22 protein-coding genes and 1 other annotated feature are annotated in these 20536 nt (G+C 58.0%); of the genes, 7 read left to right on the forward strand and 15 right to left on the reverse strand.

Annotated elements, in window-relative coordinates; translation table 11 throughout:
- Positions 1-14: 14 nt before the first annotated feature.
- The 11 genes from PU624_RS10665 to hisL all read right to left on the reverse strand — a co-directional run bounded on the left by PU624_RS10665 (position 15) and on the right by hisL (position 8689).
- On the reverse strand, positions 15-806 hold the full coding sequence (locus PU624_RS10665) for an ABC transporter substrate-binding protein (RefSeq protein ID WP_283547590.1): 792 nt from the start codon (positions 804-806) through the stop codon (positions 15-17).
- A gap of 66 nt (positions 807-872) precedes the next feature.
- Positions 873-1349 carry a YbaK/prolyl-tRNA synthetase associated domain-containing protein gene (locus tag PU624_RS10670; protein WP_283547591.1) on the reverse strand — a complete coding sequence of 159 codons (477 nt, stop codon included), beginning with the start codon at positions 1347-1349 and terminating at the stop codon, positions 873-875.
- 113 nt (positions 1350-1462) lie between these two features.
- On the reverse strand, positions 1463-2074 hold the full coding sequence (hisIE, locus tag PU624_RS10675; RefSeq protein WP_283547592.1) for a bifunctional phosphoribosyl-AMP cyclohydrolase/phosphoribosyl-ATP diphosphatase HisIE: 612 nt from the start codon (positions 2072-2074) through the stop codon (positions 1463-1465).
- Positions 2068-2844, reverse strand: coding sequence for an imidazole glycerol phosphate synthase subunit HisF (gene hisF / locus PU624_RS10680; RefSeq protein ID WP_004571310.1), 777 nt, complete (start codon positions 2842-2844; stop codon positions 2068-2070). The genes hisIE and hisF overlap by 7 nt, the downstream gene beginning before the upstream one ends.
- Entirely contained in the window at positions 2826-3563 is a 738-nt protein-coding gene (hisA, locus tag PU624_RS10685) for a 1-(5-phosphoribosyl)-5-[(5-phosphoribosylamino)methylideneamino]imidazole-4-carboxamide isomerase (RefSeq protein ID WP_283547593.1), read from the reverse strand. Before hisA ends, hisF begins: the two co-directional genes overlap by 19 nt.
- On the reverse strand, positions 3563-4153 hold the full coding sequence (gene hisH / locus PU624_RS10690; RefSeq protein ID WP_008926061.1) for an imidazole glycerol phosphate synthase subunit HisH: 591 nt from the start codon (positions 4151-4153) through the stop codon (positions 3563-3565). Before hisH ends, hisA begins: the two co-directional genes overlap by 1 nt.
- A complete protein-coding gene (gene hisB, locus PU624_RS10695; protein ID WP_283547594.1) occupies positions 4153-5220 on the reverse strand; it encodes a bifunctional histidinol-phosphatase/imidazoleglycerol-phosphate dehydratase HisB in 1068 nt (355 codons plus the stop codon). Before hisB ends, hisH begins: the two co-directional genes overlap by 1 nt.
- A complete protein-coding gene (gene hisC / locus PU624_RS10700; protein WP_283547595.1) occupies positions 5217-6293 on the reverse strand; it encodes a histidinol-phosphate transaminase in 1077 nt (358 codons plus the stop codon). The genes hisB and hisC overlap by 4 nt, the downstream gene beginning before the upstream one ends.
- Positions 6290-7594 (reverse strand): histidinol dehydrogenase, encoded by a 1305-nt coding sequence (hisD, locus tag PU624_RS10705; protein WP_283547596.1) that lies wholly within the window; start codon positions 7592-7594, stop codon positions 6290-6292. The genes hisC and hisD overlap by 4 nt, the downstream gene beginning before the upstream one ends.
- Before the next feature lie 3 nt (positions 7595-7597).
- Positions 7598-8497 carry an ATP phosphoribosyltransferase gene (hisG, locus tag PU624_RS10710; protein WP_004571317.1) on the reverse strand — a complete coding sequence of 300 codons (900 nt, stop codon included), beginning with the start codon at positions 8495-8497 and terminating at the stop codon, positions 7598-7600.
- 48 nt (positions 8498-8545) lie between these two features.
- Positions 8546-8666: a sequence feature (His leader region), on the reverse strand.
- Complete coding sequence (gene hisL / locus PU624_RS10715; RefSeq protein ID WP_100396937.1) at positions 8642-8689, reverse strand: his operon leader peptide; 48 nt, start codon at positions 8687-8689, stop codon at positions 8642-8644. (Overlaps the previous feature by 25 nt.)
- A gap of 179 nt (positions 8690-8868) precedes the next feature.
- Between hisL and PU624_RS10720 the strand changes: the two genes are divergently transcribed.
- On the forward strand, positions 8869-9696 hold the full coding sequence (locus PU624_RS10720) for an SDR family oxidoreductase (protein WP_283547597.1): 828 nt from the start codon (positions 8869-8871) through the stop codon (positions 9694-9696).
- A gap of 168 nt (positions 9697-9864) precedes the next feature.
- Here PU624_RS10720 and PU624_RS10725 read toward each other — a convergent pair whose 3' ends face one another.
- From PU624_RS10725 to puuD, 3 genes are read right to left on the reverse strand one after another with little or no spacing between them, the layout of a single operon-like run.
- Complete coding sequence (locus tag PU624_RS10725; protein WP_283547598.1) at positions 9865-11142, reverse strand: NAD(P)/FAD-dependent oxidoreductase; 1278 nt, start codon at positions 11140-11142, stop codon at positions 9865-9867.
- A gap of 18 nt (positions 11143-11160) precedes the next feature.
- Complete coding sequence (puuR, locus tag PU624_RS10730; RefSeq protein ID WP_283547599.1) at positions 11161-11718, reverse strand: HTH-type transcriptional regulator PuuR; 558 nt, start codon at positions 11716-11718, stop codon at positions 11161-11163.
- A complete protein-coding gene (puuD, locus tag PU624_RS10735) occupies positions 11711-12478 on the reverse strand; it encodes a gamma-glutamyl-gamma-aminobutyrate hydrolase (RefSeq protein ID WP_283547600.1) in 768 nt (255 codons plus the stop codon). The genes puuR and puuD overlap by 8 nt, the downstream gene beginning before the upstream one ends.
- 204 nt (positions 12479-12682) lie before the next feature.
- On the opposite strand from puuD, the gene PU624_RS10740 reads away from it, so the two are divergent.
- Positions 12683-14098 (forward strand): glutamine synthetase family protein, encoded by a 1416-nt coding sequence (locus tag PU624_RS10740; protein WP_283547601.1) that lies wholly within the window; start codon positions 12683-12685, stop codon positions 14096-14098.
- Positions 14099-14501: 403 nt separating this feature from the next.
- Positions 14502-15860: an APC family permease gene (locus PU624_RS10745; RefSeq protein ID WP_283547602.1), complete on the forward strand. Its 1359-nt coding sequence runs from the start codon at positions 14502-14504 to the stop codon at positions 15858-15860.
- Positions 15861-15909: 49 nt separating this feature from the next.
- On the opposite strand, the gene ygbI is transcribed toward PU624_RS10745, so the two are convergent.
- Positions 15910-16671 (reverse strand): DNA-binding transcriptional repressor YgbI, encoded by a 762-nt coding sequence (ygbI, locus tag PU624_RS10750; protein ID WP_283547603.1) that lies wholly within the window; start codon positions 16669-16671, stop codon positions 15910-15912.
- Positions 16672-16937: 266 nt separating this feature from the next.
- Between ygbI and ltnD the strand changes: the two genes are divergently transcribed.
- From ltnD to PU624_RS10770, 4 genes are read left to right on the forward strand one after another with little or no spacing between them, the layout of a single operon-like run.
- The gene (gene ltnD, locus PU624_RS10755; protein ID WP_283547604.1) at positions 16938-17843 is read left to right on the forward strand and encodes an L-threonate dehydrogenase; all 906 of its coding nucleotides are present in this window, start codon (positions 16938-16940) and stop codon (positions 17841-17843) included.
- The gene (otnK, locus tag PU624_RS10760; protein ID WP_283547605.1) at positions 17843-19105 is read left to right on the forward strand and encodes a 3-oxo-tetronate kinase; all 1263 of its coding nucleotides are present in this window, start codon (positions 17843-17845) and stop codon (positions 19103-19105) included. Before ltnD ends, otnK begins: the two co-directional genes overlap by 1 nt.
- Positions 19098-19742, forward strand: coding sequence for a 3-oxo-tetronate 4-phosphate decarboxylase (gene otnC / locus PU624_RS10765; protein ID WP_283547606.1), 645 nt, complete (start codon positions 19098-19100; stop codon positions 19740-19742). Before otnK ends, otnC begins: the two co-directional genes overlap by 8 nt.
- Complete coding sequence (locus PU624_RS10770) at positions 19742-20527, forward strand: HPr family phosphocarrier protein (RefSeq protein ID WP_283547607.1); 786 nt, start codon at positions 19742-19744, stop codon at positions 20525-20527. Before otnC ends, PU624_RS10770 begins: the two co-directional genes overlap by 1 nt.
- Positions 20528-20536: the final 9 nt, after the last annotated feature.

A 20536-nucleotide genomic window follows, 5' to 3' on the forward strand; every position in this document is an offset into this window, starting at 1 on the left:
GGGCGACCGCGAGGTTACTGCTGGATAGAGATATCCGTGGCGAAGTAGCGCTTCTGAATCTGGTCAAACGTGCCGTTCTTTTTGATTTCGGCGAAGGCGTTATCCAGCGCGGTTTTCAGTTCGGTATCGCCTTTGCGCAGGCCAACCGCCGTGCCCGGGCCGATAATCGGATCCTGAACAATCGGGCCAGCCAGTTCAAAATCTTTGCCCTGCGGATGCTTCAGGAAGCCAATGGCCGCCTGCGCCGCATCGGTGAAGACCGCATCCAGTCGGCCTGAAACCAGATCGCTTTCAACCTGTGCCTGATCGCCATAAGGCACCACGGTCACACCGTGAGGCTGCCATTTCGCCACTGCGTAACGCTCCTGCACCGTTCCCTGTTCCACGCCAACCGTTTTTCCTTTCAGAGACTCTGCCGTCGGCAGTAATCCGGAACCTTTACGGGCAACCAGCTGGGTATGGGTGTCATACAGCGGCACGGTAAAATCGATCTGCTTCAGGCGCTCTTCGGTAATGCCCATGTCAGACAGGATGGCGTCAAATTTACGCGCCTTCAGCGCCGGGATCATGCCGTCAAACTGGCTCTCAACCCAGACGCATTTCGCCTGCATCTGCGTACAGAGCGCATTGCCCAGATCAATATCAAAGCCAACCAGCTTGCCCTGTGGCGTTTTCGATTCAAACGGCGGATAGGTCGGATCGACCGCGAAACGCACCTGTTCGATTTTTGCCTGAGCGCCAAAAGCGCAGCCTGCCATAACGGCTACAGCCAGCGTCTGACGCAGGCGTTGAGTGAAAATGTTCATGATTTTGCTCTTATTCTGTCGTGATGAGTGTTCATGCAGAGTATCGCCGGGCTGCCGGGATGGCAATTACTGCGTTATCTTCACCACGTCAGCCGCGCACAGCGCCCGGTAATCTTCGGTGTTCAGAATCACTGAGCGCTCCAGCAGACCGGCGTTGAACGCGATCTCCGGATAACGTTCAAACAGCGCGGGGTCCACAACCAGTCTGAGGTCGGGATGAAAGCTGAACGGCGGGATCGCCCCGAATACGCAGCCGGTCAGCAGATCGGTCTCCGCCGGGCTTGCGAGTGAGGCGCGTCGTCCACCGACCGCCGCGGCGACTTTGCCCAAATCGGCCTGCTTATCGGCCGGTAAAACCGCCAGCACATGCTGTTTAACGCCGTTGCCCTTCACATGACACACCAGCGCTTTCGCGCCCTGGCCGACTTCGGTGCCGCGTATCGCCGCCACGGCTTCGCATTTACCGGTCGCCTCGTGTTCCATCAGACGATAGCGTGCCTGATGCTGGTCGAGCAGGGCGATTAATTTTTCATGGGTGGTCACGGTTCTCTCCCTGAGGTTTGAGTCGCCGTTATTGTGGGGAATAGGGTCAGGATTGAGAAGAATTCTGCTCAGAATCCGCATGAAAACGAAATTCTGAGCAGATTATTGCACAATTACTTGTGGCGGGCGCGGAGGTTATTAATCACGGCGCTGAAGTCGAGATCCTGATCCTGTAACAACACCATCAGGTGATAGACCAGATCTGACGCTTCATTCGTCAGTTCATCACGATCGTTGACGGTCGCCGCCAGCGCGGTTTCAACGCCTTCTTCGCCCACTTTCTGCGCGATGCGTTTGGTACCGCTGGCGTAGAGCCGTGCGGTGTAAGAGCTTTCAGGGTCAGCTGTTTTGCGTGACGCCAGCAGCTCTTCCAGCTGATAGAGGAAGGTCCACTCTGGCACGGCAGGCGAGAAGCAGCTGGTGGTGCCAAGATGGCAGGTCGGGCCAATCGGATTCGCCAGCACCAGCAGCGTGTCGTTGTCGCAGTCAGGCGTGATGCTCACCACCTGCAGAAAGTTGCCGGAGGTCTCGCCTTTGGTCCACAAGCGGTTTTTGGTGCGGGAGAAAAAGGTGACATTGCCTTCTGCCAGGGTTTTTTCCAGCGCCTCCGGGTTCATGTAGCCATGCATCAGCACTTCGCCTGAGACGTTGTGCTGAACGATGACCGGCATCATGCCCTGTGTTTTGTCCCAGTTGAGAAGGGCCAGTTGTTGTTCAGTTAGCACGCGCGAATCTCCACTCCGTTGTCGATCAGAAAGCTCTTCAGCTCACCAATATTAATAATCTGCTTATGGAATACCGAGGCGGCTAACGCACCATCCACATTTGCCTCAGTAAACGCATCGAGGAAGTGCTGCATGGTGCCTGCGCCGCCAGAGGCGATCAGGGGCACGTTGCAGACTTCACGCATTTTCTTCAGCTGCACCAGGTCATAGCCGTTACGCACGCCATCCTGATTCATCATGTTCAGCACGATCTCGCCTGCGCCCAGCTTCTGCACTTCCTGCACCCATTCCAGCGTTTCCCACTGTGTCACGCGGGTACGCGCTTCGTCACCGGTGTATTGATTCACCTGATATTTGCCGCTGGCTTCGTCAAACCAGGTATCGATGCCGACCACGATACACTGCACGCCAAAACGGTCCGCAAGGCGGGTGATCAGCGAGGGATCGGCCAGCGCTGGCGAATTAATCGAAATCTTATCCGCACCAAATTCGAGAATGCGCGCTGCGTCTTCCGGGGTTTTAATGCCACCTGCGACGCAGAAGGGAATATCGATCACTTCCGCAACGCGCGACACCCAGCTTTTGTCCACAACACGGCCATCAGATGAGGCGGTGATGTCATAGAACACCAGTTCGTCAGCACCTTCGGCGGCATAACGCTGCGCCAGCGGCACGATGTCGCCGATGATCTCGTGATTGCGAAACTGTACGCCTTTGACCACCTGGCCGTCACGTACGTCCAGGCAGGGAATTATCCGTTTTGCCAGCATGCGATCGCCTCCGAAACTGTGAATTTATCTTCCAGCAGCGCACGTCCGACAATCACGCCCTGAACGCCGCTGCCGCGCAGGGCGGCGATATCATTAAGGTCGCCAATGCCACCCGAGGACTGGAAAGCAATCGTCGGGAAGCGCGCCGTCACTTCCTGATAGAGCGCAACATTGGAGCCGCTCAGGGTGCCGTCACGGGAGATGTCGGTGCACAGCACGTGCTTCAGACCCACCTGCTGAAAATCGGTGATCACCTCTTCCAGCGTCACGCCTGCCGCTTCTTGCCAGCCACTGATCGCCACTTCTTTGCGGTTACTGGCATCAATACGCACATCTAACGCGAGCACAATCGCCTGGGCGCCAAACTCTGCAAACCACCGCTTTACCTCTTCAGGTTCTTTCACGGCGGTGGAACCGACCACCACACGACTCGCGCCCGCTTCCAGCAGCGCGTGCACATCGTCACGGCTGCGAATGCCGCCACCAACCTGCACCGTGACATCAACGCCGTCGAGCAGGGTTTTCAGCAGCGCGATCTGGCGTTTCGCCGGATCTTTCGCGCCGGTTAAATCCACCAGATGCAGCACAGTCGCGCCCTGGCTGACGTAATCCTGCAGACGTGGCAGTGGATCGCTGCCGTAATCGCGCTGCTGACCATAATCGCCCTGATGCAGACGAACCACTTTGCCGTCAATTAAATCTAACGCGGGGATAATCATTACATCTCCAGGAAGTTTTTCAGCAACTGCGCGCCCGCTTTGCCCGAGCGTTCCGGATGGAACTGGACGCCGAAGAAGTTATCTTTCTGTACCGCGGCGGTGAAGGCTTCACCGTAGTGGCACTGAGCGATAGTGCTGGCGTTGACCGGCATCGCGTAGCTGTGGACGAAGTAGAAATAACAACCTTCGTCGATGCCACGGAACAGATGATTGCCCGCCTGCGCGGTAATCTGGTTCCAGCCCATGTGCGGCAACGGCAGGCCGTGCGTGTCCATTAACGAAACCGGCTCATCGATAATGCCCAGCGTCGGTACGCCGCCATTTTCATCGCTGCCGCGACCCAGCAACTGCATGCCCAGACAGATGCCCAGCACGGGCTGGGTACAGGCTTTCACCAGATCGATCAGGTCACGCTCTTCCAGCTGATTCATTGCCGCCTGCGCGGTGCCCACGCCGGGCAGGAACAGTTTGTCGGCGCGCAGTACCACATCGGGATCGCGGCTCACTTCCGGGGTGTAGCCCAGACGTTCAATCGCCCACTTGACCGATGAGAGGTTGGCGCAACCGGTATCCATGATCACCACGTTCATCACAGCACTCCCTTCGAGCTCGGCAGGGTATTACCCTCAACGCGGATCGCCTGACGCAGCGTACGACCAAAGGCTTTAAACAGGCTTTCGACGCGGTGATGGTCGTTCTTGCCTTTGGTTTTCAGATGCAGAGTGCTCATCATGGCGTAGGAGAGCGAGCTGAAGAAGTGTTCGACCATCTCAGTACTGAGGTCGCCCACGCGCTGATAGTTGAACTCTGCTTTAAACTCGATGTGCGGACGGCCGGAGATATCCAGCGCGCAGCGCGCAAGGCATTCGTCCATCGGCAACACAAAGCCAAAACGGCCAATGCCGCGTTTGTCGCCCAGCGCTTTCAGCAGTGCTTCGCCCAGTGCCAGACCGGTATCTTCCACCGTGTGGTGATCGTCAATGTAGAGATCGCCTTTCACTTCGATGTTCATGCGGAAGCCGCCGTGCACCGCAATCTGGTCCAGCATATGGTCGAAGAAACCCACGCCGGTATTAATCTTGCTGCCGCCTTCACGGTCCAGCCACAGTTCGACCCGCACCTGGGTCTCTTTGGTGTTGCGCTGCACCAGCGCATGGCGGTCACGCTGCGTCAGACGCTGCTGGATGGTCTGCCAGTTCTCCCCGTCAGCACCGTAGCGGATAGGCTGGATGCCCATGTTCTCCGCCAGCTGCACATCGGTCAGGCGATCGCCAATGACATAACTGTGAGCCGTATCCAGCGCACCTTCTTTCAGCCAGGCTTCCACCATTCTGGTTTTCGGCTTGCGGCAGTCGCAGTGATCGTCCGGCAGGTGCGGGCAGATCAGCACATCGTCAAATGCGATGCCCTGAGAGGTCAGAACCTGCATCATCAGATTGTGCGGACCATCGAAATCGGCCTGCGGAAAACGGGAGGTGCCAAGACCATCCTGGTTGGTGATCATCACCAGGCGATAACCGGCGGCCTGCAGCGCCAGCAGCGCCGGGATAACGTCCGGTTCAAATGCCAGCTTATCCATGCGGTCCACCTGATAATCTTCAGGCGGCTCAGAGATTAACGTACCGTCGCGGTCAATAAAAAGGGTCTTCTGGCTCATGCTTGCTCCACAGAAAAGGCTTGCAGCGCGGCGATCACTCGTTCGCACTCTTCACGCGTGCCAATGGAGATGCGCAGGCATCCCGACAGGCCCGGATTTTTGTTCTGATCACGCAGGATAATGCCCTGATCCCATAAGGTTTTGAAGACTTTTGGTGAATCGGTAAAGCGCGCCAGCACATAGTTGGTTTCACTGGGGAAAACCTGCTCGACGCAGGCCAGCTGAGCCAGTTCAGTCTGCAGCCAGCCGCGATTCGCATTCAGCTGGGCCACATGCTCACGCATCAGCGCAACGCCTTGCTCGCTCAGCGCCTGACCGGCCACATCGGCCACCGGTGTGGCCAGCGGGTAGGGCGCAATCACCTTCATCAGCAGGTCGATTACCGGCTTATTCGCCAGCGCAAAGCCGCAACGCAGGCCCGCCAGCGCAAAGGCTTTTGACAGCGTACGCAGGATTACCAGGTGCGGATAATCCTTCAGCCAGCCGGTCAGGGCCGCCTGCGGGCAGAATTCAATATAGGCCTCATCCGCCACGACCAGCGCTTTACCCGCGGTCATCGTCAGCAGCTGACGGATGTCATCCTGATTAATCAGGTTGCCGGTCGGGTTGTTCGGGCTGCAAAGATAAACGACTTTGACGCCGTCCAGCTGTTCCGCGATAGCAGGCAGGTTCAGCTGCCAGTCGCTGAGCGCCGGGACGGTGCGGTATTCAATGCCGATGGTTTCGGCGCTGACGCTGTACATGCCATAGGTCGGCGGACAGAACAGAATCGCATCCTGACCCGGCTCACAGAAGGCGCGCATGATCAGTTCGATGGCTTCATCCGCGCCACGGCTGACCAGCACCTGCTCCGGCGTTAAGCCTGCGTAAGCGGCGTAGCGCTGAATCACCAGCTTAGGCTGACACTCCGGATAGCGGTTCAGCGTCTGCTGCGACAGCTCAAACGGCACCGGCAGCGGAAATTCGTTGGCATTGAGCCAGACATCTCCGTTCCCACCCAGACGACGCGCCGACATATAAGGCGTCAGGGCGCGCACATTCGCGCGCGCCAGCTGCTCAATATCCTGACTCATGCTTGCTCCTTCAGTGCGGCAACGCGCAGGGTGACGGCATTTTTATGGGCATCCAGCTGCTCGGCGGCAGCCAGGGTTTCAATCGTGGCGGCCAGATTCAGGAAGCCCTGCGGCGTAAGCTCCTGCACCGTCATGCGTTTCTGGAAATCGGCCAGGCCCAGGCTGGAACAGGTCGAGGTATAACCGTAGGTCGGTAACACGTGATTGGTGCCCGACGCGTAATCGCCTGCGGACTCCGGCGACCAGTCGCCTAAGAATACCGAACCGGCGCTGGTGATTGACTCCACCAGATCGCGCGGCTGACGGGTCTGCAGAATCAGGTGCTCCGGGCCGTAGAGATTCGAGATGGCGACGCACTGCTCAAGATCGCGCGCCACGATCAGGCGGCTGCTCTCCAGCGCCTGACGCGCCGTGGCCGCACGCGGCAACTCCGCCAGCTGTTGCTCCACCGCCACCGCGACCGCTTCGGCCAGCTTTAATGATGGCGTCAGCAGAATCACCTGCGAGTCGGGACCATGTTCAGCCTGTGAAAGCAGATCAGACGCGACAAATGCGGGTGTGGCACCTTCGTCAGCAATCACCAGCACTTCAGAGGGACCGGCTGGCATATCAATCGCCGCGCCATCGAGTCGCTGACTCACCTGGCGTTTCGCTTCGGTGACCCAGGCGTTGCCCGGGCCAAAAATCTTATCGACGCGCGGCACGGTTTCAGTGCCGAAGGCCAGCGCGGCGATGGCCTGTGCGCCGCCCACCTGAAACACCTCTTCTACGCCACACAGCTGCGCGGCATAAAGGATCTCATCGGCAATCGGCGGGGGGGAACAGAGCACCACGCGACCACAACCGGCGATACGGGCAGGGGTCGCCAGCATCAGCACGGTAGAGAAGAGCGGGGCGGAACCACCAGGAATATAGAGCCCGACCGACTTCACCGGGCGGGTGATCTGCTGGCAGCGCACGCCAGGTTGCGTCTCCACATCCACCGGCGGCAGAATCTGCGCGTTGTGGAAGGTTTCGATATTGCCCACCGCGACGGCCATCGCCTGCTTCAGCTCGTCACTCAGACGGGTGCTGGCTTCTGCAATTTGCTGCGGCGTCACGCGCAGGTTTTCCACCTGCGCTTTGTCGAAGCGGGCACTGAACTCGCGCAGAGCGTCATCACCGTTCAGCTTGACCTGCTCCAGCACGTTACGCACCGTCAGCGTAACGTTTTCAGAGGCGGCGATGGCAGGACGTAACAACAGCGCCTGCTGCTGTTCGGGGGTGCACTGCTGCCACTCAATCGGGGTAGAAAAGGCCATGGCTTACTCCATCATCTTCTCAATAGGCAGTACCAGAATCGAGCTGGCACCCAGTGCTTTCAGTTTTTCCATGGTTTCCCAGAACAGGGTTTCGCTGCTGACCATGTGCATCGCCACGCGGCTGACATCGCCTGCCAGCGGCAGCACGGTCGGACGCTCAGCACCAGGCAGCAGGCTGATCACTTCTTCCAGGCGCTCACTCGGCGCGTGCAGCATGATGTACTTCGATTCACGCGCTTTAATCACGCCCTGAATACGGGTCATCATCTTGTCGATCAGCTCCTGCTTGGCGGCAGGCATCTCGCCGTCACGCTGAATCAACACCGCTTTAGAACGATAGATCACTTCAACTTCACGCAGGCCGTTGGCTTCCAGCGTGGCACCGGTGGAGACCAGATCGCAGATGGCGTCTGCCAGACCGGCGCGGGTCGCCACTTCGACGGAACCGTTCAGTAGACAGGTTTTGAAGCTGACGCCTTTCTTGTCGAGGTACTGTTTGAGCAGGTGCGGATAGGAGGTAGCGATACGGGATTTATCGAGGCATTCCGGGCCGGTGTACTCGGCATCAGTCGCCATCGCCAGCGACAGACGGCAGCCGCCGAAATCCAGGCGGCGCAGGGTGAAGTAGCGTGGATCTTCACCCTGGGCACGGCGCGAGAGCAGCTCTTCTTCCAGCACGTTTTCACCGATGATGCCTAAATCGACCACACCATCCATCACCAGGCCAGGGATATCGTCATCGCGCACGCGCAGGATGTCGATCGGCATGTTCTCCGCAAACGCAATCAGGCGCTGTTGCTGAAGGTTGATTTTAACGCCGCAGCGCGCCAGCAGTTCGCGTGAATCATCACTTAAACGGCCAGATTTCTGCATAGCTATGCGTAAACGGGTGTTATCTAACATGGTTCCTGTCCTCTTAATCCTGTCCTGAATGTGTGGTTGCATCAGCCCATAAAAAAACCCCCGGAAGACGATCTTCCGGGGGTTCTCTTGCGTTCACACCACTGGAAGATCTTGAAAGTCTTCCAGCACCAATCGCCTGAAAGACTAGTCAGGATGATGGTGGTGATGATGGTTGAACTGAACGCGTGTCATAATAATCTCGTCGATGAATGAGTATTCATTTGTGGGGTTTAACCTAGCGAAGATGGCTGCGCTTGGCAACACTTTTTTAAACAGGCGGTTCGGAAAGCGCTGAAACAGGTTGTTCTGGTTTGCAATCCGGGGGCAAACTACGGTGAAGTCAGGGTTGATGTTTCACGTCAGGAGTCAAAATGAAGAAGGTCGCGATAGTGGGACTGGGCTGGTTGGGTATGCCGCTGGCCACGGCGTTAACCGCGCGAGGCTGGCAGGTCACCGGCAGCAAAACCACGCCAGACGGTGTTGAAGCCGCACGCCGTTGCGGTATCGAGGCGTTCCAGCTGGAACTGACGCCGGAACTGCAGTGTGAGGCCGCCGATATCGAGCCGCTGTTCAACGTTGATGCGCTGATCGTCACGCTGCCCGCCAGTCGCACCGCAGAAGGCGGCGAAGCTTATCTGCAGGCGGTACAGAATGTGGTCGATACCGCGCTGGTCTATAAAGTACCGCGCATCATCTTTACCAGCTCAACGTCAGTTTATGGCGGCAGCTCCGGCGTTAAACGGGAAAACAGCCCGCTGAATGCAGAAACGATAGCCGGTAAGACGCTGGTCAAACTGGAAAGCTGGCTGCACGATCTGCCGGGGACCAGCGTCGATATTTTGCGCCTCTCCGGTCTGGTCGGACCTAAGCGTCATCCGGGACGCTTCCTGGCCGGCAAGCAGGATGTCGCCAATGGCTCGCAGGGTGTGAATCTGGTTCACCTGGATGATGTGGTTGAGGCGATTACACTGCTGCTGCAGTCGCCGAAAGGGGGGCGGGTATACAACCTGAGTGCGCCGAAACACCCTACGCGTGACACCTTCTATCCTGCGGTTACGCGCCAGCTGGGTCTGCAGCCGCCGCAGTTCGCGCCGGAAGCGGTTAAAGACAGCGGCAAGCTGATTGATGGATTACGCATCTGTAACGAACTCGGTTTTGAGTACCGCTATGACGACCCGGTAAAAATGCCACTGGAGTGACAGACGGCTGGCATGATTGCGGGGGCAGGGTGACCCCGCCTAACGGGTTGAGCGATCTGTTCGCTACATAGTTACAACATACTAAAAGCACTTAAACGACACGGCAGAATGTGCCCTGCTGAAAGAACGGGGTTAAGCAGGCCAGACAGGAACGTCTGGCCCTCAGCCTCATACGCCTAATCGATCCCTCAGTGCGTACCACACCGCGCCCATCGCCGTCAGTGGCACCTTAAACCGCCGCCCGCCGGGGAACGGCAGGTGAGGGAGTCGGGCGAAGGCGTCAAACCGTTCGGCATCGCCGCGTAGCACTTCGCTGATGAGCTTGCCGGACAGATGAGTACTGGTCACGCCATGACCGCTGTCGCCCTGCATGAAATAGACATTTTTCTCCAGCCGGCCAAACTGCGGCATGCGCGACAGCGTCAGCAGGAAATTGCCGCTCCAGCTGAAGTCCAGCTTTACGTTCTGTAACTGCGGGAACGTGCGGAGCAGCTTGGGTCGAATCAATGCTTCAATATCAGCCGGTTCCCGAGCGCCATAGACCACGCCCCCGCCATACAGCAGCCGGTTGTCTGCGGTCAGGCGGAAGTAATCCAGCAGGTAGTTGCAATCTTCCACACAGTAGTTGTCTGGCATCAGCGACAGTGCCTGGTCGGGTGTCAGCGGCTCGGTCGCCACAATCTGCGAACCGCACGGCATGCTTTTCCTGCTCAGGCGCGGCTCCAGTTGCGGTGACAGATAGGCGTTTCCGGCGAAGATGACAAATTGCGCGCTGACCTCACCCTGGGCGGTCTTCACCCGGTTAGGCGTGCCATAAACTACCCCTGTCGCCGCAGACTGTTCATAGATGCGCCCGCCATGGCGCCGGATGGCTTCCGCCTCACCCAGCGCCAGATTCAGCGGATGCAGATGGCCACCGCGCCGATCCAGCAGCCCACCGACGTAGCGTTCGGTGGCGACTTCGCGGCGAATGGCGCGTTCGTCCAGCAGCTCCAGATCGTGATTGCCATACTGCTGCCACAACGATTTCTGTTTTTGCAGATGCGCCATCTGACGTGCATTCAGGGCCGCAAAAATGCCGCCAGGCCGGTAATCGCACTCAATCGCATACCGCTTAATACGATCGCGGATAATCTCAGCGCCTTCAAACATCATACCGCCCAGCATACGGGCGCTCTCTTTGCCGTAGCGCTGCTCAATCACATCCACGTCGCGGCTGTAGGAGTTCACCACCTGTCCGCCGTTACGACCGCTTGCGCCAAAACCGACCCGCGCCGCTTCCAGCACGACCACGTCGTAGCCGACCTCGGTCAGATGCAGCGCCGCAGAAAGACCGGTGAAACCGCCGCCAATAATACAGACGTCACACTGAATGCTCTCCTGTAAGGTCGGCCAGGGCGCATGCGGATTGGCAGTCGCAGCGTAATAACTCTCCACGTAATTCATAACAACCTCCGGAAGCGCCTAAAAATTAGCTGGCGTGTGGGCACTGACAATGCGGCAGGGAATTTCAGCACTGTTGGTGAAGCTGTGCGGTAAGCCGGTATCAATCACATAGCTCTCTCCGGCAGAGAGGTGAAACTGCTGTCCGTTGATGATCAGCGTAATTTCTCCTTCCAGCAGCGTGCCGGTCTCTTCCCCCGGATGACGCAGTTTTTCGCCGGTGCTGGCGCCGGGTTGATAGGTTTCCAGCAGCATCCCCAGCGTGCGCTGCGCACGACCATTGTCGATCAGCTTCAGCGAAACGCCCTGGCTGCCAATCTCCAGCAGATCGCCGGGGCGCACAATCACCTTCGGCTCCGTATCCGCTTTGGGTTCAGAAAAAAATTCTGACAGCGACAGCCCATAGACTTTCAGCAGCTTCTGCAGGGTGCTGACCGCCGGGCTGACTTTATCCTGTTCGATAGTACTGATAGCGCTGTGGGTCAGTCCGGCCAGTTCAGCAACCCGGCGTTGCGACAGCCCCATCGTCTGCCGGATTTGTGCCAGCCGTCGTCCCGGTGCCAGCGTGGCATCACTCATCAGCTTTTCCCCTGTGATAGCGAATGGCGGCCTGAATAAAGCCGCTGAACAGCGCCTGCGAACCCGCCGTGCTTTCCGGCTGCCACTCGGGGTGCCACTGCACCGCAAGGGCGAAGGGATGATGACGCAGACTCACCGCCTCAATCAGGCCATCCGGCGCGCGCGCTTCAACGCGCAGCTGCGGACCAGGCTCACGAACGCCCTGATGATGCAGTGAATTAACTCTGAGCGGGCTGTTGCTGTCCAGCAGTGTCCCCAGCACGCCATCCGGTTCGATAGTGACCTGATGGGCTGGCGCATACTGCTGATCCAGTGGCAGCGTCTCATCTTCATGATGACGCTGAAACGGCGGCTGCTCACTGACCTCCCGCCACAGCGCACCGCCATTGGCGACGACCAGCTCCTGCATTCCACGGCAGATGCCGAACATCGGCATTTTGTGGCTGGTGGCCCAGGTGATCAGCGAAAAAGCGAGACGGTCACGGCCCGGATCGGCATGGGGCTCTTCGCCCGCCTCGCCATAATGCCAGGGTTCGATATTGCTGGGACTGCCGGTCAGCAGAAGGCCATCCAGAACAGCCATAGCGTTTTCTAATAGATGAGGCGCATTCATCAGACTGTGGGGCAGGGCCAGCGGTACGCCGCCCGCAAGGACAACCGCATCGATATATTTGTTGTGAACGGTCTGGCTCACGTGACCGCCCAGATTTTTCTGGCACATCACTACGCCAATCAACGGCTTGTCAAAAATAATGCCCATCTTACGTCCTCGCATCACTGTTCGAAATATCTACCGAAAGGGCACGTCTGGCGGTTAAGTGTGCAATATTTTTTCAATCTAGCAATCTGCAGGTTGTTCTTCAAACAGATTTGTTACATTTGCACACTTTTTATGTTGGCGCTATGTTAGTGGTGTGGCTGTTATTTTGAGCATTACGCAAACCTAATAGGGGCGGGTGAGATCATGACTAACCTGGTAGAAGTAGAAGACTTTATGCTTCACAGTGAAGAGAAACGAACCAGCGCGTTCCAGCATGAGGTGAAAGCCTGGCTGGAACGCCATCCTGAAACGCAGTATGTCGACATCCTGTTAAATGATTTAAATGGTGTGTTCCGCGGCAAGCGCATTCCGGTCTCTGCGCTGCCTAAGCTGGAAAAAGGGTGTTATTTCCCCGCCTCGGTGTTCGCCATGGATATCCTCGGCAACACGGTTGAGGAAGCGGGACTCGGCCAGTCACTGGGCGAACCCGACAATCTCTGTCTGCCCGTCTCCGGTACCTTAGTTCCCTCCGCGTCTGACCCTCAACACATTGCGCAGCTGCTGTTAACCATGTGCAACCAAGATGGCACTCCCTTTGACGTTGAACCCCGAAATGTCCTTAACCGGCTGTGGCAACAGCTGCGTAACCGAGGTCTGTTCCCGGTGGTAGCGGTAGAGCTGGAGTTCTATCTGGTGGACAAAAAGCGCGATGCCGAAGGTTTTATCCAGCCGCCATGTTCCCCCGGCAGTGATGAACGCAACATGCAGAGCCAGGTTTACTCGGTGGATAACCTCGATCACTTCGCCGATGTGCTGCGCGATATTGACGATCTGGCGCGTCAGCAGGGCATCCCGGCCGATGGTGCGCTGGCAGAGGCCTCGCCCGGACAGTTTGAAATTAACCTGCATCATACCCGCGACGTGCTGCGCGCCTGCGACCATGCGGTACAGTTGAAGCGTCTGATTCGTCAGGTGGCGGAAAATCACGGTATGACCGCGACCTTTATGGCGAAGCCGTATGAGGAGTACGCGGGCAGCGGGATGCATGTGCATATCAGTATGCTGGATGCCGCCGATCACAATGCCTTCGCCTGCGATGACGGCAGCGATTCACCGCTGATGAAACGCGCGCTGGCCGGTATGATCGACCTGATGCCGGCTTCAATGGCGCTGCTGGCACCCAATGTGAATGCCTATCGCCGCTTTGTTCCGGACGCCTATGTGCCGTTACAGGCCTCGTGGGGTCATAACAACCGGACCGTCGCGCTACGGGTGCCATGCGGTGATACCGACAACCACCGGATTGAGTACCGGGTTGCGGGCGCAGATGCCAATCCCTATCTGGTGGTGTCGGCTATTCTTGCCGGGATGCTGCACGGGCTTGATACGCAGCTGCCGTTGCCACATCCGGTCACCGGTAACGGTCACCAAGCTGAGGGGCTGGCACTGCCGATCCGCCAGAGCGATGCGCTGTATGAGTTTGACAGCAGCTATCCGTTGCAGAAGTTACTGGGCGAACGCTTTGCCAGCGTCTGGCACAGCTGTAAGCACCATGAACTGATGCAGTTTGAGCGGCTGATTACGTCTACGGAAATCGACTGGATGCTGAAAAACGCCTGAAACGCCGGTTTTCCGGCACTTATGCGCGCTTTTTTTGCATAACATGCCCCGATGGGTTGTATTTCTGCCACGGCTTAGGGCAGAATACGCGGCCTGCAAAATCAGATGATAACCGACGCTCCACGCGCCGGTTATTTTTTTGCATCCAGTTTTATAAGAGCGTTTTTGCTGACTTAACCGAGGCCGGGCACGCACCCGGATAGATAAACACTGAAAACACGCATAAGCGTGAGATTGAGGATTACAAAGATGGGGATGTTTTTCACTCTGCCAGCCAACGCTGGTACGCGTTTTCGTGATGACTACGGCGCCGCGTTAACCGCTAACCTTACTCCCTGTCGCTTAATGCGCAGTTGCCCTGTGACCCAGCCCAGCCAGGTTGTCGCACATGGGGGACTGAAGCATGTCGCTTAATACCTCCGCCGCACCGCAGCGTGCGCAGCTCAAAAAAACACTCACGTTACTTCCGGTCGTCATGATGGGCTTAGCCTACATGCAGCCTATGACCCTGTTCGATACCTTTGGCATCGTTTCCGGTCTGACCGATGGTCACGTCGCCACCGCTTATGCTTTCGCGCTGATTGCGATTCTGTTCACTGCCGTGAGTTATGGTAAGCTGGTACGCCGCTTCCCCTCTGCGGGCTCCGCTTATACTTACGCTCAGAAGGCGATCAGTCCGCACGTCGGCTTCATGGTCGGCTGGTCATCACTGCTGGACTATCTGTTCATGCCGATGATCAACATCCTGCTGGCTAAAAACTATTTCGAATCGCTGGTGCCGGGCATCCCGTCGTGGATTTTCGTGGTGTTGCTGGTCGGCTTTATGACGCTCTCTAACCTCAAGGGCATCAAAACCGTCGCCAACTTCAACAGTGTGATTGTGGTGCTGCAGGTGGTGGTCATGGTCGGGATTACCGCGATGGTGATCTACGGTGTGGCAAGCGGCGTCGGGTCCGGCACGCTGGTGAGCAGCCGTCCGTTCTGGTCTGAGAATGCGCATGTGGTGCCGATGATTACCGGTGCGACCATACTCTGCTTCTCTTTCCTCGGCTTTGATGGCATCAGTTCGCTGTCGGAAGAGACCAAAGATGCAGAACGCACCATTCCGCGCGCTATTTTCCTGACTGCGCTGATTGGTGGTGTGATCTTTATCGCTGCGTCTTACTTCCTGCAGCTCTACTTCCCGGACATCACCCGGTTCCAGCACCCGGACTCCTCACAGCCTGAAATCATGCTGTTCGTGGCCGGTAAAGCGCTGCAGGTCGGCATTCTGATCTTCTCGGTGGTCACGGTGCTGGCATCCGGTATGGCAGCGCACGCTGGCGTATCGCGTCTGATGTATGTCATGGGCCGTGATGGCGTGTTCCCGGAGCGTTTCTTCGGTTACATCCATCCAAAATGGCGTACCCCGTCGCTCAACGTGCTGCTGGTCGGTGCGATTGCGCTGATGGCGATTAACTTTGATCTGGTAACAGCCACCGCGCTGATTAACTTTGGTGCGCTGGTCGCGTTTACCTTCGTTAACCTGTCGGTCATCGCGCAGTTCTGGGTCCGTGAGAAGCGTAACCGCACGCTGAAAGATCACGTTCAGTATCTGCTGCTGCCACTGCTGGGTGCACTGACGGTCGGCGCGCTGTGGGTAAACCTGGAAGAGAGTTCGATGGAGCTGGGCCTGATCTGGGCCGCCATCGGGATTATCTACCTGGCATTTGTGACCCGCAGCTTCCGTAATCCGGTGCCGCAGTTCAGCGAAGAAGTGTAATTGCGCTCACGTTGCCGCCTTCCCGGTCTTCCGGCAAGGCGGCAACGATTTAACTGGCCAGTACCAGCTCCCAGCTACCCGCACTTAATAACTCCCGTCCTGCCTCACTCAGCTTTTTGTCGGTCACCACGACATCAAACCTCTCCAGCGGTAACGCCAGAAACGTCGCAATCCTGTTGTATTTCGAACTGTCACTCAGCAGCACCCGTTTACTGCTCACCTCACTCACCGCCTGCTTTACCGTCACTTTATCTTCATCCGGCGTAAACAGGCCCCGCGGTCCCCAGCAGGAGGCGGAGATAAAGGCAATGTCGATGGCGAGATGTCGCAGGCTGCGTGCTGCCGACTCCCCGACACAGGAGCGGTTCTCCCGGCACACGGTGCCACCTGTGTGAATAACCCGGCACTGACTCGCCTCCATCAGCAGGTTCGCCACCATAAAATCATTGGTCACCACCAGCAAATCATCCCGATCCACCACTTCCCGCGCCAGCGCTAACGTAGTCGTCCCGGCATCCAGATAGATGCAGCTATTACGCGGAATATGGCGGGCGGCGGTGCGGCCAATGGCGCGCTTCTCATCATTGTAGAGCGCGCTTTTCGTCAGATGTGACGGTTCAGCCGCCAGCCGGTCGGCAGAGCGCACGCCGCCAGACACCGATAACACGGCACCTTGCTCCTCCAGTTTCTGCACATCACGGCGTATGGTCATATGTGACACACCCAGCCGCTCTGTGAGTTCTGCAATACTCACTACGCCACGATCGGCGACCAGCGCCAGAATCTGTTGATGACGTTCAACCGGAATCATATCTGCTCCCTGATAATTATCATTTTTTCACATTATAAAGTATCTGCCGGTTAACCAGAACAAAAAACAACAGCGGATAGCCCGGCGGCACCTGCTTTTCTGCGGTCAGGTACTGTCGCAGCTGTAAATCCGGCAATGTTAAAAATTGTTCCCTTTCACATCGATGATGTTTTTTTGTGAGGAGAGACACATTTTTACCGGCAGGAAGCTGGCAGGATTAACAGTAACAAACAAATAATCACTTAATTTAACAGTGGAGGCGTAACGTGCCAGCTGAAAACATCTGCGTTATCGGGTTAGGTTCTATGGGCATGGGGGCCGCGAAGTCCTGTCTGCGCGCCGGTCTTAATACCTGGGGTGTCGATCTGAATCCTGCCGCGCTGGAGACTTTACGCCAGGCGGGCGCGCGGGATGCGCAGTCATCCGCCGCAGCCTTTGCAGACCAGCTCGATGCCGTTTTGCTGCTGGTGGTGAATGCGCAGCAGGTAAACGCCATTCTGTTTGGTGAAGAGGGCCTGGCGGCAAAACTCCGCCCCGGCACGGTGGTCATGGTCTCATCCACGCTGTCCGCCCTGGATGCGCAGCAGATTGAGCAGCGGCTGGCCGGACATCAGCTGCTGATGCTGGATGCCCCGGTTTCCGGCGGCGCGGCCAAAGCGGCCAGCGGTGAGATGACGGTGATGGCCTCAGGCAGTGACGCGGCCTTTGCACAACTGCAGCCGGTGCTGGATGCGGTCGCGGCTAAGGTGTATCGCGTGGGCAATGAAATCGGCCTCGGATCAACCGTTAAAATTATTCATCAGCTGCTGGCGGGTGTTCACATCGCGGTGGGCGCAGAAGCGATGGCGCTGGCGGCGCGGGCCGGTATCCCGCTGGAAACCATGTATGAAGTGGTCACCAATGCGGCCGGTAATTCGTGGATGTTCGAAAACCGCATGCGGCATGTGGTAGACGGCGACTACAGTCCAAAATCGGCGGTTGATATCTTTGTGAAAGATCTCAACCTGGTAGCAGACACCGCGAAGTCGCTGCACTTCCCGCTGCCGCTGGCCTCAACCGCCCTCAATATGTTCACCGAAGCCAGCAACGCCGGTTATGGACGTGAAGATGACAGTGCGGTCATCAAAATCTTCAGCGGCATCACGCTGCCGCAGGCAGGGGAGAAAATCTGATGCGTCTTGGTGTCATAGCGGACGATTTTACCGGGGCCACGGACATCGCCAGTTTTCTGGTGCAGAACGGCCTGACCACCATTCAGTTCAACGGCATCCCGGCCCGCGAGGAACTCACCGGGGCGCAGGCGATTGTGGTCAGCCTCAAAAGCCGTTCCTGCCCGGCAGAGCAGGCGGTTGCGCAGTCACTGGCTGCGCTGGCGTGGCTGCAGAAGCAGGGCTGTGAGCGCTTCTACTTCAAATACTGCTCCACCTTCGACAGCACCGCACAGGGCAATATCGGTCCGGTGACCGACGCTCTGCTGAATGCGCTGGGTGAAACGCAGACGGTCATCTGTCCGGCGCTGCCGGTGAATGGTCGTACCGTCTATCAGGGCTACCTGTTTGTCGGCGACCAGCTGCTGTCAGATTCCGGTATGCGGCATCATCCGGTCACGCCAATGCACGACAGCAACCTGCTGCGTCTGATGACGGCGCAGGCGACAGGCAAGGCCGGGCTGATCGCGGCGGCACAGATCGATCAGGGCGCAGCGTCAGTGCGTCAGGCGCTGGGCGAGCTGGCGGAGCAGGGGATCAACTACGTCGTGACTGATACCCTGCATCAGGCGCATCTGCTAACGCTGGGCGCGGCGCTGAGCGATATGCGGCTGGTCACCGGCGGTTCCGGGCTGGCCATCGGTCTGGCGCGGCAGTGGGCGACGGCTGAGTCCGATGCGGAAGCGGAGCAGGCAGGCCGTCCGCAGGGCGATCGCGCCGTAGTCCTGTCCGGTTCCTGCTCGCAGATGACCCATCGTCAGGTGGCCGCGTATCGCCAGCTGGCACCCGCCTGCGAAGTCGACATTGATCAGTGTCTGGAAGAGACAGAGGGCTATGCCCGGCAGCTGTGCGACTGGGTGGAAACAAACCGTCATCAGGCGCTGGCACCGCTGCTTTATGCCACCGCTGATGCGCAACAGCTGCAGGTGATTCAGCAGCGCTATGGTGCGCAGCGCAGCAGCGAAGCCGTTGAGCAGCTGTTCGCCGCCGTCACCCGTGAACTGAAAGCTCGCGGCTGGCAGCGCTTTATCGTGGCGGGCGGGGAAACCTCCGGTGTGGTGGCGCAGAGTCTGGGCGTGACGGCTTTCCACATCGGTCCGACGATTTCGCCCGGCGTGCCCTGGGTTCGTGACATCCATCAGCCGCTCTCTCTGGCACTGAAATCGGGCAATTTTGGCGATGAAGATTTCTTCCGCCGCGCGCAAACGGAGTTTACTTATGACTGAATCTTTCTCTTTAGCGGAGCAGCAGGCGCGTGACGAGATGGTGCGTCTCGGCGCCTCGTTCTTTCGGCGCGGCTATGCCACTGGCTCGGCGGGCAACCTCTCAATGCTGCTGGAGGATGGCAATCTGCTGGCGACACCCACCGGCTCCTGCCTCGGTGAATTAAAGGGTGAGCGGCTGTCGAAAGTAACGCCTGAAGGCGAATGGCTCTCCGGCGACAAGCCCTCCAAAGAGATTGCGTTTCACCGCGCGCTTTACCTGAACAATCCCGACTGCAGGGCGGTGGTGCATCTGCATAGCCACTACCTGACCGCGCTCTCCTGTTTACAGGGGCTGAACCCGGAGAACTGCATTCGTCCGTTTACCCCCTATGTGGTGATGCGGGTCGGTGATGTGCCGGTCGTGCCTTACTACAAGCCGGGCGATGGACGACTGGCTGAGGATCTGGCGGCGCTGGCACCGCGCTACCGCGCCTTCCTGCTGGCGAATCACGGGCCGGTAGTGGTGGGCAAATCATTACAGGAAGCGGCAGACAACACCGAAGAGCTGGAAGAGACCGCCCGTCTGATCTTTACTCTGGGCGACCGCCCGATCCGTTATCTCAATGATGCCGAAGTGGCGGAATTAAGGAGCCGATAATGCCGAAGTTTGCTGCTAACCTCTCGACGCAGTTTACAGAATACCCTTTTGCCGAACGCTTCGCTGCCGCGGCTGAGGCCGGTTTCACGGCGGTCGAATTTCTGTTTCCCTATGACTATCCCGCCACGCAGATAAAACAGTGGCTCGATGATAATCATCTGCAACTGGTGCTGTTCAATACCGCACCGGGCAACGTCGCGGCCGGTGAGTGGGGCGTTTCTGCCATTCCCGGACGGGAAGCGGAGGCGAAGGCGGACATCGATCGCGCCCTGAGCTATGCGCTGGCGCTGAACTGTCCGCAGGTTCACATCATGGCGGCGACGGTGCCGCCGGACGCCGACCGTCAGCGCTACGTTGAAACCTTTATCAGCAACATGCGTTATGCGGCTGAGCGCTTTGCACCGCATGGCATCATCCTGCTGATAGAAGCGCTTAATCCGACCACTAAACCCAACTATCTCTACGCCAGCCAGTATCAGACGCTCGAGATGGTCGAACAGATCGACCGGCCCAATGTCTTCACTCAGCTCGACCTGTTTCACGCGCAGCGGGTGGACGGCAACCTCAGCCATCTGATTCGCCACTATGCCGGGCGCTATCGCCACGTACAGATTGCGTCGGCCCCGGATCGTCACGAGCCGGACGAGGGGGAAATCAATTATCCCTGGCTTTTCTCACTGCTGGATGAGGTCGGCTATTCCGGCTGGGTGGGCTGCGAGTATATCCCGCGCGGCAGCACGACCGAGGGTCTTGGCTGGTTTGCTCCCTGGAAGATAACCGCCTGATTTAACGCG

This window comes from Pantoea sp. Lij88 (assembly GCF_030062155.1).
Classification (GTDB): Bacteria; Pseudomonadota; Gammaproteobacteria; order Enterobacterales; family Enterobacteriaceae; genus Pantoea.

Bases quoted from the DNA above. Each gene is read 5' to 3' on its own strand.
- PU624_RS10665 (WP_283547590.1), bottom strand. From the start codon at position 806: ATGAACATTTTCACTCAACGCCTGCGTCAGACGCTGGCTGTAGCCGTT.
- hisF (WP_004571310.1), bottom strand. From the start codon at position 2,844: ATGCTGGCAAAACGGATAATTCCCTGCCTGGACGTACGTGACGGCCAG.
- hisA (WP_283547593.1), bottom strand. From the start codon at position 3,563: ATGATTATCCCCGCGTTAGATTTAATTGACGGCAAAGTGGTTCGTCTG.
- hisH (WP_008926061.1), bottom strand. From the start codon at position 4,153: ATGAACGTGGTGATCATGGATACCGGTTGCGCCAACCTCTCATCGGTC.
- hisB (WP_283547594.1), bottom strand. From the start codon at position 5,220: ATGAGCCAGAAGACCCTTTTTATTGACCGCGACGGTACGTTAATCTCT.
- hisC (WP_283547595.1), bottom strand. From the start codon at position 6,293: ATGAGTCAGGATATTGAGCAGCTGGCGCGCGCGAATGTGCGCGCCCTG.
- hisD (WP_283547596.1), bottom strand. From the start codon at position 7,594: ATGGCCTTTTCTACCCCGATTGAGTGGCAGCAGTGCACCCCCGAACAG.
- hisG (WP_004571317.1), bottom strand. From the start codon at position 8,497: ATGTTAGATAACACCCGTTTACGCATAGCTATGCAGAAATCTGGCCGT.
- PU624_RS10720 (WP_283547597.1), top strand. From the start codon at position 8,869: ATGAAGAAGGTCGCGATAGTGGGACTGGGCTGGTTGGGTATGCCGCTG.
- PU624_RS10725 (WP_283547598.1), bottom strand. From the start codon at position 11,142: ATGAATTACGTGGAGAGTTATTACGCTGCGACTGCCAATCCGCATGCG.
- puuR (WP_283547599.1), bottom strand. From the start codon at position 11,718: ATGAGTGATGCCACGCTGGCACCGGGACGACGGCTGGCACAAATCCGG.
- puuD (WP_283547600.1), bottom strand. From the start codon at position 12,478: ATGGGCATTATTTTTGACAAGCCGTTGATTGGCGTAGTGATGTGCCAG.
- PU624_RS10740 (WP_283547601.1), top strand. From the start codon at position 12,683: ATGACTAACCTGGTAGAAGTAGAAGACTTTATGCTTCACAGTGAAGAG.
- PU624_RS10745 (WP_283547602.1), top strand. From the start codon at position 14,502: ATGTCGCTTAATACCTCCGCCGCACCGCAGCGTGCGCAGCTCAAAAAA.
- ygbI (WP_283547603.1), bottom strand. From the start codon at position 16,671: ATGATTCCGGTTGAACGTCATCAACAGATTCTGGCGCTGGTCGCCGAT.
- otnK (WP_283547605.1), top strand. From the start codon at position 17,843: ATGCGTCTTGGTGTCATAGCGGACGATTTTACCGGGGCCACGGACATC.
- otnC (WP_283547606.1), top strand. From the start codon at position 19,098: ATGACTGAATCTTTCTCTTTAGCGGAGCAGCAGGCGCGTGACGAGATG.
- PU624_RS10770 (WP_283547607.1), top strand. From the start codon at position 19,742: ATGCCGAAGTTTGCTGCTAACCTCTCGACGCAGTTTACAGAATACCCT.